This is a genomic window from Taibaiella lutea, from assembly GCF_008629695.1.
GTDB classification, from domain to species: Bacteria; Bacteroidota; Bacteroidia; order Chitinophagales; family Chitinophagaceae; genus Taibaiella; species Taibaiella lutea.
In genome coordinates this window covers 680560-693163 of record NZ_VWSH01000001.1, presented here as the reverse complement: position 1 = coordinate 693163, position 12604 = coordinate 680560, and the positions used below count along the sequence as shown (strand labels likewise).

Sequence of the window (12604 nt, the reverse complement as noted above, 5' to 3'; positions counted from 1 at the left end):
AGGATGTTCTATTTTAACCAAAAAAAAGTAACCGGGATAAATTGTGGCATAATTTTTGTTATAGAATAATAGGAGATATTATTTAGTACCTATGTCAGGAGTCAGAAATTCATGAAAAAATATTTGTCCATATTTTTTACGGTAATGTTATTGTTTAATAATGTTATGGCTCAGCCTAAGGTGGCTGAAGTTATAGATGTGCTTAGCGGTACTAATATTGAGAATGTGGTGAGGTATTTTGATAATGTTGTAGATATTACCATAAATGATAATCAGTCAACCTATAGCAAAGCGCAGGCAGAAATGGTAATGAAAAATTTCTTTGACAAAAACAATGTATCCGGCTTTCAGGTTAAATATAAAGGCGTTGCGCCAAATGACGAATCCTTTTATTTGATTGGAGATTTAAGTACTAAAGGACATGGTGCTTATCGTGTATATTTTTTCTTTAAGCAAAAAGGTAAAGCGCATGTTTTGCAGGAAATGAAATTTGAACTTAACTAAATTTCATTTTTATCCTCTCCTTATTTTACTATTTTTGCCCATCAAATAAAATTTTTACAAAAAAATATTAATGGCCAAAATTATTCCGTTCAAAGGTATCAGACCCCGTCCAGATCTTGCAGATAAAGTAGCAACCTTACCTTACGATGTTTGTAGTGTTGAAGAAGCCCGTCAGTATAAAGACAATCCCTACAATTTTTATCATGTTACCCGCTCGGAAATAGATTTGCCTACAACTGTCAATGTACACAGTCCGGCTGTATACGAAAAAGCGGCAGAAAATTTTGAATTGATGATAAAAAAAGGCATTCTTATCCAGGATAGGGAGCCTTGTTATTATATCTATGAACTTGTAATGAACGGCCGTTCCCAAACGGGTCTGGTATGTGGTTCTTCTCTCGATGATTATAATAAAGGAATTATCAAGAAGCATGAATACACGCGCCCCGAAAAAGAACTTGACCGGATTAATCACATAAAAGCTACAAGAGCGCAGACAGGTGTTGTTTTTCTTGCCTATAACAATGTCGCAGCTTTAGATCAGCTGATTGCAGATTGGAAATCAGAAAATGCACCCGTTTATGATTTCACCTCCGAAGACGGTATCAGCCATACGGTATGGGTGGTAAGTGATTATACCAAGGTAAGCACCATAACCAGTTTGTTTGCAGAAGATGTACCGGCTACATATATAGCCGATGGTCATCACCGCGCAGCATCTGCTGCAAAAGTTGCGGAACAATTGAAAGAGCAAATCGGAATTTCAGGTGATGAAGCTTTTAACTATTTTATTACCTGTATTTTTCCTGCCAATCAATTGGAAATTATGGATTATAACAGAGTAGTGAAAGATTTGAACGGCATGTCTGAAAAGGAATTTTTAGAAGCATTGTCCGGTGACTTCACTGTTGAATCAAAAGGCACGACAGCTTATAAACCTCAACAGCCACATGAATTCGGATTATATCTTGGCAAAAACTGGTATAAACTGACGGCTAAAGAAGGTACTTATGCTACTGACCCTATCGGTGTTTTGGATGTAAGTATCCTTCAAAATAATATATTGACCAAGCTGCTGAACATTAATGATCCGCGTATAGATACCCGTGTTGAATTTGTAGGCGGTATCCGTGGTATGGATGGTCTTCAGAAAAGAGTGGATAATGGCAATATGGTTGCGGCATTTTCCTGTTATCCTGTCAGCATTCAGCAATTGTTTGAAGTGGCAGACAGCGGCGAAGTAATGCCACCCAAAAGCACCTGGTTTGAACCTAAAACCCGTGATGGCCTGGTGGTTTATAAAATCTGACCTTGTCATTTATCCTCAACTGTTGAAATCATAACCTTGAATACATTAGAGCAATATCAGCAAATAATAAGTGCCTGCAGAAATACTTATCTGAAAAAGGCTCAGGATTACGGTACTTCCTGGCGCGTGTACCGGACAATTTCGATTGCCGACCAGATTTACATTAAAGCATGGAGAATAAGGCAGATTCAGGAAAGCGGTGTTCAGAAAATTGAAGATAGTATCGAAAGTGAATTTATGGCCATGGTAAACTATGGTTTGATGGGGCTGATTCAATTGACTATTGATAAAGATGAACCTACTTATTTAAGTATTGAAAAAGCAACAACTTATTATGATGAACAAGTGAAGGTTGTAAAGGATTTGATGTTGCTGAAAAATCATGATTATGGTGAAGCCTGGCGTGAATTAAGCCAGGAATCATTTGTGGATTTAATACTTTCGAAAATTCTGCGTATAAGACAAATTCTTGCAAATGACGGGCTGACCTTGATTTCAGAAGGTATCGACGCTAATTATTGCGATATAGTGAATTACTCCGTTTTTGCGTTGATAAAAATGAAATACTGATTTATTAGTCGGGAAGAATTGTAATACAAAGAGGTACTATTTTTAGTGCCTCTTTGTATTAAATCTTAATTTGCATCCAACAGCATTTCTATATGTGGAATGCCATCTTCATCATAAACATCTCCGTTTTTCTTAAATCCTAAAGATTCATAAAACACTTGCAGATACTCCTGTGCACTGATGCGTATTGCATCAGATTGGAATGATTCTTTTATAAATTCAATTGCCAGTTGCATCATCATTCTGCCAAGTCCTTCTTTTCTGTTTTGAATGGCAGTCGCAACTCTGCCTATAGATGGTTCTTTATAAGAAATACCTGCCGGCAATAAACGACAATAAGCATTTATTGTTCCGTTTTCATCCTCATGCCAAAGATGAATTGCCTTTAAATCTTTGTTATCAACATCCTGATAATAGCATGTCTGCTCTACAATAAATACCTCGGCCCTTAATTGTAATATTTTGTATAATTCAATAGTGTCAAGAGATTCAAACGATTTATATTTCCAGGGCATTTCGTCTTTTTAGGATTAAAGATAATTAATTCATTATCACTAACATCTTATTTACTTGCTTTTAGACTTCATTGCTTATTTTTACATTATTACCAAAAGCAAATCAAAGATGAGTCAATTCAACGAAAACGGAGCAACCCATGTTAATACTAATTCAAAACATGGAGCTGCTTATTATCTTTTACAGGTCATACGCGTCATAGTTGGTGTGCTGTTTATTTTTTCCGGGCTTATAAAGGCTAATGACCCTTCAGGCCTTGCTTATAAGATGGAAGAATTTTTTGAGCTATGGCACATGACTTTTCTGGCGCCTTACGCCTTAATATTTTCTATTGCCATCATTGCATTTGAAATTATTGCCGGCGTCGCAGTTTTATTAGGTTACTTTTTCAAGCAGTTTGCATACCTTTTATTATTGCTGATGATTTTCTTTACGTATCTGACAGCCTATGCCGTTTGGTATGAATATGTAAATCACCGGGAGCTGAAATGCGGTTGTTTTGGTGACTGTATTCCATTGACGGCGCACCAGAGTTTTATGAAGGATATTATACTGCTTGTATTTGTTATCCTCCTGGTGATTGGACGTAAACATATCAAAGGTTTATTTACAAGAGCTGCCAATACTTCTATCATGATTCTGGCGTTGGCTTTTTCAATATTTATTCAATGGTATGTTTTGGAACATCTTCCATTTGTGGATTGCTTACCTTTTAAAGTCGGAAACAACATTCTGAAAAAAATGCAGCCCCCTCCTGGTTCTGTCCCCGATGAATACGATTATGTTTATCCGATGAAGAATATCAAGACCGGCGCTTCCAAAGAAATGAGTAATCAGGAGTACATGGATACGGGTTGGAAAGATACCTTAAACTGGCAGTTGAATGGTGAACCCAAACAGATTTTGATTAAAAAGGGAAATAACGCGCCGGAAATAAAAGAATTCAGTGTGCAGGATGCAGAGGGCAACGATCTTACCGAAACTTTATTGAAAGAGCCGGGATATAATTTCCTTTTTTTTGTTAAAAATGTAGAGAAAGCATCTACACATAATATTGAAAAATTACGCGCGCTATTTGCCAAGTGTGAAAAAAGCAATGTAGGATTCTATTTGCTTACAGCAAATTCAAAGGAAGAAACAGAGAAATTCATCCGCGATAATAAGCTTAATATCTATTATTATTCCATTGATGCTACGGTTTGTAAAACGGCCATGCGTACCAATCCGGGATTAATGTTGATCAAAGCAGGAACGATACTTGGCAAATGGAGTTACAACGATTACCCTTCTGATATTGAATTCTCCGGAGAGAAGCTCATTATTAAGAAATAAGTTCTTTTTGCATTTATTTGTGATTCATAAATACAACTATAATAAAGCTAACGTGTTAATAAAGGTAATAATCAAAACCAAAATGTTATGTCTGGACTATTGTATTTAATCGCAGTAATATTGGTAATCGGATGGGTATTCGGATTTTTCGTATTCCATGTTGGAGGCGGGTTAATCCACCTGTTATTAGTAATCGCTATCATAGCAGTGTTGCTAAGAGTTATCAGAGGCGGAAACGCTGTGTAAGTTTACCTTATTTCAAATTCAAAAAAGCGGAATCAATTTTTGATTGATTCCGCTTTCTGATATTTAAGTACCGTAAATTATTTCATTCTTGTAAAAACAATTTCCATTGTTTTTATTTCTTTGCCATCAACTATAGCATACATTTCCATCTTTTGATGATCTGCATCAGGCCATGTCATTACTTCTTTGTAGTCCACAGCTTTTGAAGTATTCGGGTCAGTCATTTTTCCATTAAGGATCAATGCTTTTTTGCTTTTGTCATAAACACCTTCTCCATACATAATGCCGGTGCCCATATTATCTACCCAGGTGCTGAACCATACTTTGCGGCCATTGTCAAAGCCAACTGTACTTTCACCTTCAAATGGCATTCCCATCATATTGCCTTTATGAATACTCTTTTGGTATCTTCCACCTAATATCATGGAGTTGGTGCAAATAGATTTAGAAGTAACAGGAGGCGCAGAAGGATTCATGTAAATGGTTATTTCTTCGCTCCATTGGCCATCATCTTTCGCCAGCATTTTGTGTTCTTCGCCGGGTGTCATAAAAGACATCCATGCTTGTTCTTCGCCTGATTGCGCAAAGCTTGTAGTAATGCAGAAGGCTGCAGATAAAAATAGTAAGGTCTTTTTCATAAGAATGTAAATTTTTAGTGAAGATAAATAATCCTACTATCCTAATTTCAAAATCGCATTACTAATTTATCATTAGCAGGCCCGACATAACAAAAGCAGCCATATAAAAAACGTCATATCGATTAAGCGTAGCGTTTCAGGATATTCCATTTCGCTTTGCTTGAACCGGTATGACGTGATAGACTTTAAAAGCCCTGAATCTTCCTGAAATCAATTACAGAATATCAATCGTTCTGTTGGTTGCAATTGCAGCCTCTTTTTTAGGAAGCGTCAAGGTTAAGATGCCATTGTTATGGTTAGCAGAGATTTTTTCTGCATCTACTTTTTCGCCCAAGGTGAAGTTGCGTTTGAAAGAACGAACTTTATATTCTTTGCGTAACCACTTGCCTTCTTCTTTGTCTTCTTCTTCTTTTTGCTCAAAAGAAATTGAAAGTACTTTATCATTTACCTGGATAGAAAAATCTTCTTTAGCAACACCAGGAGCAATTACTTCTATGTTGAAGTTTGCATCTTGTTCTTTAATATTTACAGGCACATGATGGGTGTCATGAACCGGAGCATCCCTGAAAAATTTTGGATTGTTGCCGTTAAATAATTCTTCAATGAAACCGTTGAAGGCCAATGGGCCAAATTGATGAGTCTTTACCATTTTCATTTCGTTTTTTTAAAATTATTGTTTTTGTTAGAATTCTTTGTTTGAAATGGTATAGAACAAATCTCGTTCCAATTGATAAAATAAGACAATTTGTCATTATTTTTTTATTTTAAATGACAAGTTGTCTTTTTAATTATTTTTTTACTATCAAATCTTCATGACAAGTGAACTTTTGAGCTGTCACGCATTTATTAAGAAAAAAACATTTCATTTTCCCATTCTTTTTTTTGAAATTTGCGGTACTTACGATGGGTTAGTAAGTAAAGCTCACCGCTCCGGACTTCTTCGCCGGAGCGGTTTTTTTATTAAGCTTCAAATGGTAAAGAACAAATTCCAAATCTATCATTGATATACAAGAAGCGCCGGTTTTTTTAAAAACCGGCGCTTCTTGTATTGTGTGAAATCTAATTTCTAATGTCTCATATCTTACATCTGAATTTAAAACTTCGCCGCCAATTTCAGATTAATCAATCTTGAAGTCAATCTGTTTGGAACTGCAAATGTTTTATCGCTTGAATAATCCTGTATCCATTGATAAGAGATAGTATTTTGAATACCTAACAGGTTAAATACTTCGGCGCTCAACCATACGGATTTGAAAACGCTGAAGAAACTATAAGCAGGGCGCTTTTGTTTGTTGCCATCAATCAACAATGCAGAGAAGCCAATGTCTACTCTTTTATAATCAGGAATCCTGAACTGCGCATTTGGATTTAAACCCTGCCCCGGAGGACTGAATGGTAAACCTGTGGAATATATCGTGTTCAGATACATCTTGAAATTTTTATTCCTTGGCAAATAATCAGAGAAGAACATACCAAAGTTCAGGCGTTGATCTGTAGGCCTTGGAAAGAAAGCAGTGCTTTCGCCTGTTACCGGATCTGTAATCTTGTTATCTGTTTTAAGATAGCCTACACTTATCCATGATTCCGCATCCTTCACCAGCTGACCATATAAACGAACCTCTCCGCCATAAGCATAACCTTTTCCATTATTATTTGCATAATACCTGATTCTTACATTATCGTATTCGTAAGGTACCAAATCCCAAAGTTGTTTATAGAATACTTCTGTTGTGATCTTAAAAGGACGATCACCCCACATGATAAAATTATGATCGAAGCCTGCTGCTATATGGAAAGATTTTTGTGCTTTAAGATTTGTATTTAACGTGCCTTCCATGTCTCTCATCTCACGGTAAAACGGCGGCTGATCGTAGATACCTGATGATATCCTGAACACATAGTCTCTTTCCCACTGAGGTTTCACCGAATATTGAACTCTGGGACTAATGACCAGTTCTTTGTTCAGGTGAGTATAATTAGCGCGGACACCGATGTTCAAAGTCATTATATTGCTCAGCAAAATATTATCCTGTACAAAAGCGGAAAACCTTGTATAGTCCAAATCATTTTTTGCGTGATAGGAATAATTCATTCTTAATTCGCTTGTGTCATAAGGTTGGGAAAAACCTGCGGAGTCGCGCATTTCCCATTCCAGTAATTTATCGTTTACATTTACGTAGGTCGCATCCAGGCCAAACTGAATGAAATGCTTGTTCGCATCATGAGAGCCACGCAAAGCAATAGTACCCACATTTGCAGTAAGATAGTTACGTGCGAAATTGTGAATCTTGCCGGTTCCTAAACTGTATTTTTCCTGACCGAAATTTTCTTTACCTAAATCAGATTCCAATTCATAAAAACCATATTCCCCTTCAATGTCATAAGTTTCATATTCATTAGTCTGAAAAGCGGAAGCCAGTAATTTTATCTTTGTTTTTTTACTTGGACGAAAAGACAAAGACCAACCCGCGAATCTTGAATCAAACTGATCCATTTCATTACCATTAAAAATAGTTGTCAGCTTTAATGCCTGGTTTACATAGCCAAAAGCCGATTCGCTTTCTTCAGGCGTAAAATTGAAACGATTGCGCGCATAGTTTGCAATGATTTCCATATCCCATTTATCACTGAATTTGTAAGTAAGCAAACCCTGCAAATCAGTAAACGATGGATTGTACTGACCTTTAGTAGGCTGCGATTGCAATAAATACTGATTTGATTTTTGGCGCGCGCCAATTAAGTAAGTAAGCTTTTTATTTCTCGAGGCGCCTTCCAGACTGATGTTTGCACCAAGAAAACTTAATAGTACCGATCCTCCCAACTTGTCAGGATGTTTATAAGTCACATCTAAAACAGAGGACATCTTATCGCCATATTTTGATTGAAAGCCCCCAACCGAAAAACTTACGCTTTGCGTTAAATCGGAATTTACAAAACTTAATCCTTCCTGTTGCCCGCTACGTACCAGGAACGGGCGATAAATTTCAAAGTCATTTACATAAACAAGATTCTCATCATAGTTGCCACCGCGAACCGTGTATTGAGAAGTCAATTCATTTTTTGTTCCTACCAATGTTTTGATGATACCTTCCACTCCTCCTATCGGGCTTGGATTTATATCTGCGCCTTCCATTTTTATTACTACGTCACCGGCTTGTTCACGACCTCTTGTATCTTTAATTGTTACATCCTGCAACACATTGTTTAGTCGTATCATCGTAAGATTGCGCACTAAAGTTTCACCTTTGGAAGCTCTTACGGAAAAACCTCCCGGCTCACTCAGCACATAAGTAACTTTGATATAAGTTTTCTTATCTGAAGGAATTGTAACAGTATACTGGCCCGTTGTATCTGTCAACACGCCGATATCTGTATTAGGCACAAATACGGAAGCGCCGATTGCAGGCAAACCGTCATCATCCGTGATTTTACCTGTAACGGTGGCCTGAGCCATTGCAAAATAAGTGCTGCCCACACAGCAAATCAATAATAGAAAATGTTTCATTCTTAGGATATCCAATGCCAAAGAAAACGAAAAAAAAGGACTTTTATTGCTAAAAGTCCTTTGTAAATGAGGTTACAGATTGTTTAAATTAAAACAACGCAAAAAATCAATTAATTTTTATTGAAAAGAAACAGGAATTTTTGTTTGTCAAAGTCCATTGTAAGCATACGCTGTATAATATTTCTTTTACGGATAAGACGATATCGCTGCAGGTCAATAATTTCCATTAAATTGATGTAATACTTGGTATGTCTGACTTTTAAGAGAAATTCATTCAGATAAAGCGCTTCTTCATGACTTAACGCCAGGACACTTTTCGGATAATATTTCCATATTTTTTCACTGCGACGAAACATCTGTAAGATGATTTGATATTTGAAATATAAGGTTAGATTTTGTAATAGTTACTAAACGTTAAAATACATTTCTTTTATGGCTCTTAGGTGCTTTGTAATTTTTACTCAAATCATTGCCACAACCGCAACGGCTTGATGCGCAACTTTGTAACAGGCAGCCTGCAGAAAAAATAAGTATTAATGCCAATCCCACTCTTGAAATGCGCTTCATGTTGCTTTCCTGATTTTTTAAATGTATAACTTTGTAAAGTTACTCAATTTTATAATCGGACTTATTGAAAATTTTAATCGCACCATTAGACTGGGGACTTGGTCATACCACCCGTTGCATTCCTTTGATACAATATTTTATATCAGAAGGACATGAAGTGTACGCGGCGGCAGAAACAGCATCGGCTCAATTGCTGCGTGAAAATTTTCCTGCGCTTCCTGTTTTTCCATTAAAAGGATATCGCATTTTTTACAGTTCCAATAAGGCAACTTTCTCTTTGAAAATTGCGCAGCAAATTCCTAAAATCTTATCGGCCATAAGTGCAGAACAAAAATGGCTGCAGCAAATACAGGAGGAACAAAAATTCGATTTGATTATCTCCGATAATCGTTATGGTTTGTATCATAAAGATGTTCCTTCTGTTATACTTACGCATCAGTTGCAAATTCAAAGCGGAATTAATCAGAGGATGGACAATTGGGTAATGAAGCTGCACATGAGACTGATTCAGAAATTTAATGCCTGTTGGATTGTCGATGAAGAAAGCAATGACGGCTATTCCGGCAAATTGGCGCATCCTGAAAGATTACCTAAAGATTCAGCATATATTGGTTTGTTGTCTCAATTTTCTGATTGTGAAATTGATTATAACAAAGCAAAGAAAAATAATATTCTGATTTTACTTTCGGGACCCGAACCAATGCGTTCTATGTTTGAGTCAAGGCTGATTGCACAGGCAAGAAACCTGCCTGAGTATGAATTTGTCATTGTTGGCGGAAATCCTTTGGGAGAAAGAGTTACGGGTTTGCCCGATTTTATAAAATACTACACCCATTTGAACGCAGCCAATCTTTTGATCGAAATGGAAGCCGCCGGCCTTGTAATTTGCAGAAGCGGCTATTCAACTATTATGGATTTGGCTTTGCTTCAAAAGAAAGCATTGCTTATTCCAACGCCGGGACAATCAGAGCAGGAATATCTTTCCCGCTTTCTCATTCAGAAAGGGGCTTTTCATACAGTAGCAGAAAATCTGTTAAACCTGAAATCTGATATAATGAAAGCATTTGAATCCGGCCCTGCAAAAAAGCCTATTCCATTTGTGGAAAACATGAAAAAGGTTATTGAGCCTTTTATGAAAAAAATAAAATCATAAAAACGCTATCCTTCATTTATACCTATAACCTCATCCTATTCAGGTATATCCTATCCTCCCGAAATCAATACTTACCTTTGTGTAAATTAATCAGCTTAATAAATTATGGAGCAATCCTTTCATATAAAAGTAGAAGGCATGACTTGCGGAAACTGTGCATTAAGCGTATCAAGATTTCTTGAAAAACGTGGTATGACAGATGTTTCAGCAAATTCAGCATCAGGAGAAGTTAACTTTACCGCTGCCAAAGAAGTAAATATTGACGCTATTTATAAAGGCATTCAGGATCTTGGCTACCATGTTGTAAATCCCGGTGAAGCAGCAGATAATCACCATCATGGGCATAACCATGCAACCGGTAATTTAGGAAAGCTATTGATTATTTGTACTGTATTTACAGTTCCTTTATTATTTCACATGTTTGTCGGCCACGACAATATATTGAATAATGCATGGTTGCAATTATCATTATGCCTTCCTGTTTATGGCATTGGTGTCTGGCATTTTGGCAAGAGTGCATTCCGCTCTTTGAAAAACGGCATTCCAAATATGGATGTATTGATTACAATGGGTGCTTCTGCAGCTTTTATATATTCCGTCATTGGCATGTTCTTGTTTAAATCTTCCATGCATCAGTACATGTTCTTTGAAACCACGGCAACTATCATAACATTTGTATTGCTTGGAAACTATATTGAAGAACGCACAGCCAACGCAACGACTTCTTCCATTAAAGAGCTTGCCGCGTTACAGCCCTCTATGGCGAAAGTTATAATGAAAGACAGCATAGGTAAAGAAACCATTATGCAGGTTGAAAGTAAGTTCCTGAAGCTAAATGATATTGTTGCCGTTAATGACGGAGATAATATTCCTGCTGATGGTATAGTTGTAGAAGGAAATGCGAATGTGAATGAAAGTATGATTACCGGAGAAAGTTTGCCGGTGCAGAAAGCAGATGGTGCATTGGTTACAGGCGGTTCTGTAATGGTTGATGGTAATCTGAGAATCAGGACTACTGCAATAGGAGAATCTACGGCATTAGCTGAAATCATTCGGTTGGTTCAGAAGGCACAAGGTGCCAAGCCGCCCTTACAAAAGCTGGCAGATAAAATCAGCGCTGTATTTGTTCCTACAGTTTTAGTGATTGCCATTCTTACATTTTGCATCAACTTTTTTATTGCCGATGTAATATTTTCTCAATCTTTAATGAGAAGTATTGCCGTACTCGTTATTGCCTGTCCATGTGCAATGGGCCTGGCAACACCGGCAGCTGTGGCAGTTGGCCTTGGGCGTGCGGCAAGAAATGGTATTCTTATAAAAGGCGGCGATACACTGGAAAAATTAAAGAATATCACTCAGATTGTTTTTGACAAAACAGGTACGCTGACCACAGGCGATTTACAGATTCAGTCTTTCAAAACGCAGGATATTCTGGAAGAAGAGATGAAATCAATTGTAGTCGGACTGGAACATTATTCTTCTCATCCTATTGCAAAATCAATTTTAAAACAATGGCAATCCATCCAACCAATTAGTCTTTTTGATGTTAAGGAGATTAAGGGGCAGGGAATGGCAGGCAGGGATGAAGCTGGTAATCTATGGAAAATAGGCACAGCAAAACTTGCTATGGGCGTTTCTGACCAAAATTTTGATATCAATTTATTTAAGAATGATGCCTGGGTTGCAGGTATTGTATTAGAGGATGCATTAAGAACAGATGCCAAAGAAACAATGGATGTTTTGCATTCTATGAATTTCAAAACAGTGTTATTAAGTGGCGACAGGAAAAGCAAAGTAGATACGTTATCTAAAACAGTTGGTATTGATATTTTTTTTGCAGAACAATCACCTTCACAAAAAATGGATCATCTGGAGAACCTTTTGCAAACTGCCTCTACGGCTATGGTAGGTGACGGGATTAATGATGCTCCTGCATTGGCAAAGGCGGACATCGGCATTTCATTGAGTGATGCCACGAAAGTAGCGATACAATCGGCAAATGTTATTTTGTCCAATAATAGGCTAAGCAGTCTTCCAAAAGCAATAAAGCTTGGTAGATATACTTATCAGACTATTAAGCAAAATCTGTTTTGGGCTTTCTTCTATAATGTGCTTGCAATTCCATTGGCTGCTATGGGTTATCTGTCGCCAATATGGGCAGCATTGATAATGGCTTTCAGCGATGTAATACTTGTATTGAATTCTTTACGCCTTAATTTCAGAAAGATAGATTAGTAAATTTTGAAACTATAATAAAGAGTAAT

General features: G+C 37.0%; 13 protein-coding genes. 7 read left to right on the top strand and 6 right to left on the bottom strand.

Going from position 1 to position 12604, the window contains the following annotated elements; genetic code table 11:
* The first annotated feature begins 111 nt into the window (after positions 1–111).
* From F0919_RS02885 to F0919_RS02875, 3 genes are all read left to right on the top strand, one after another.
* Positions 112–504, top strand: a complete 393-nt coding sequence (locus F0919_RS02885; RefSeq protein ID WP_150031208.1) for a DUF4783 domain-containing protein — start codon at positions 112–114, stop codon at positions 502–504.
* A 70-nt stretch (positions 505–574) separates the two neighbouring features.
* Complete coding sequence (locus F0919_RS02880; RefSeq protein ID WP_150031207.1) at positions 575–1813, top strand: DUF1015 domain-containing protein; 1239 nt, start codon at positions 575–577, stop codon at positions 1811–1813.
* 36 nt (positions 1814–1849) lie between these two features.
* On the top strand, positions 1850–2383 hold the full coding sequence (locus tag F0919_RS02875; RefSeq protein ID WP_150031206.1) for a DUF1599 domain-containing protein: 534 nt from the start codon (positions 1850–1852) through the stop codon (positions 2381–2383).
* A gap of 65 nt (positions 2384–2448) precedes the next feature.
* Here the strand turns inward: F0919_RS02875 and F0919_RS02870 are convergent, their stop codons facing one another.
* A complete protein-coding gene (locus F0919_RS02870; protein WP_150031205.1) occupies positions 2449–2898 on the bottom strand; it encodes a GNAT family N-acetyltransferase in 450 nt (149 codons plus the stop codon).
* A gap of 109 nt (positions 2899–3007) precedes the next feature.
* On the opposite strand from F0919_RS02870, the gene F0919_RS02865 reads away from it, so the two are divergent.
* Complete coding sequence (locus F0919_RS02865) at positions 3008–4231, top strand: BT_3928 family protein (protein WP_150031204.1); 1224 nt, start codon at positions 3008–3010, stop codon at positions 4229–4231.
* 87 nt (positions 4232–4318) lie between these two features.
* Positions 4319–4477 (top strand): lmo0937 family membrane protein, encoded by a 159-nt coding sequence (locus F0919_RS02860; protein ID WP_150031203.1) that lies wholly within the window; start codon positions 4319–4321, stop codon positions 4475–4477.
* A 77-nt stretch (positions 4478–4554) separates the two neighbouring features.
* Here the strand turns inward: F0919_RS02860 and F0919_RS02855 are convergent, their stop codons facing one another.
* From F0919_RS02855 to F0919_RS18385, 5 genes are all read right to left on the bottom strand, one after another.
* Complete coding sequence (locus F0919_RS02855) at positions 4555–5115, bottom strand: DUF1579 domain-containing protein (RefSeq protein WP_150031202.1); 561 nt, start codon at positions 5113–5115, stop codon at positions 4555–4557.
* A gap of 214 nt (positions 5116–5329) precedes the next feature.
* Positions 5330–5764 carry an Hsp20/alpha crystallin family protein gene (locus F0919_RS02850; protein ID WP_216629358.1) on the bottom strand — a complete coding sequence of 145 codons (435 nt, stop codon included), beginning with the start codon at positions 5762–5764 and terminating at the stop codon, positions 5330–5332.
* 444 nt (positions 5765–6208) lie between these two features.
* The gene (locus F0919_RS02845; protein ID WP_150031201.1) at positions 6209–8620 is read right to left on the bottom strand and encodes a TonB-dependent receptor; all 2412 of its coding nucleotides are present in this window, start codon (positions 8618–8620) and stop codon (positions 6209–6211) included.
* A gap of 110 nt (positions 8621–8730) precedes the next feature.
* Positions 8731–8976 carry a hypothetical protein gene (locus tag F0919_RS02840; RefSeq protein WP_150031200.1) on the bottom strand — a complete coding sequence of 82 codons (246 nt, stop codon included), beginning with the start codon at positions 8974–8976 and terminating at the stop codon, positions 8731–8733.
* Between the two features lie 58 nt (positions 8977–9034).
* Positions 9035–9187: a hypothetical protein gene (locus F0919_RS18385; protein ID WP_190277237.1), complete on the bottom strand. Its 153-nt coding sequence runs from the start codon at positions 9185–9187 to the stop codon at positions 9035–9037.
* A gap of 64 nt (positions 9188–9251) precedes the next feature.
* On the opposite strand from F0919_RS18385, the gene F0919_RS02835 reads away from it, so the two are divergent.
* The gene (locus F0919_RS02835; RefSeq protein WP_216629357.1) at positions 9252–10340 is read left to right on the top strand and encodes a glycosyltransferase; all 1089 of its coding nucleotides are present in this window, start codon (positions 9252–9254) and stop codon (positions 10338–10340) included.
* A 105-nt stretch (positions 10341–10445) separates the two neighbouring features.
* Positions 10446–12575: a heavy metal translocating P-type ATPase gene (locus tag F0919_RS02830; RefSeq protein ID WP_150031199.1), complete on the top strand. Its 2130-nt coding sequence runs from the start codon at positions 10446–10448 to the stop codon at positions 12573–12575.
* The last annotated feature ends 29 nt before the right edge of the window (positions 12576–12604 follow it).

Bases quoted from the DNA above. Each gene is read 5' to 3' on its own strand.
- F0919_RS02885 (WP_150031208.1), top strand. From the start codon at position 112: ATGAAAAAATATTTGTCCATATTTTTTACGGTAATGTTATTGTTTAAT.
- F0919_RS02880 (WP_150031207.1), top strand. From the start codon at position 575: ATGGCCAAAATTATTCCGTTCAAAGGTATCAGACCCCGTCCAGATCTT.
- F0919_RS02870 (WP_150031205.1), bottom strand. From the start codon at position 2,898: ATGCCCTGGAAATATAAATCGTTTGAATCTCTTGACACTATTGAATTA.
- F0919_RS02865 (WP_150031204.1), top strand. From the start codon at position 3,008: ATGAGTCAATTCAACGAAAACGGAGCAACCCATGTTAATACTAATTCA.
- F0919_RS02860 (WP_150031203.1), top strand. From the start codon at position 4,319: ATGTCTGGACTATTGTATTTAATCGCAGTAATATTGGTAATCGGATGG.
- F0919_RS02855 (WP_150031202.1), bottom strand. From the start codon at position 5,115: ATGAAAAAGACCTTACTATTTTTATCTGCAGCCTTCTGCATTACTACA.
- F0919_RS02850 (WP_216629358.1), bottom strand. From the start codon at position 5,764: ATGGTAAAGACTCATCAATTTGGCCCATTGGCCTTCAACGGTTTCATT.
- F0919_RS02845 (WP_150031201.1), bottom strand. From the start codon at position 8,620: ATGAAACATTTTCTATTATTGATTTGCTGTGTGGGCAGCACTTATTTT.
- F0919_RS02840 (WP_150031200.1), bottom strand. From the start codon at position 8,976: ATGTTTCGTCGCAGTGAAAAAATATGGAAATATTATCCGAAAAGTGTC.
- F0919_RS18385 (WP_190277237.1), bottom strand. From the start codon at position 9,187: ATGAAGCGCATTTCAAGAGTGGGATTGGCATTAATACTTATTTTTTCT.
- F0919_RS02830 (WP_150031199.1), top strand. From the start codon at position 10,446: ATGGAGCAATCCTTTCATATAAAAGTAGAAGGCATGACTTGCGGAAAC.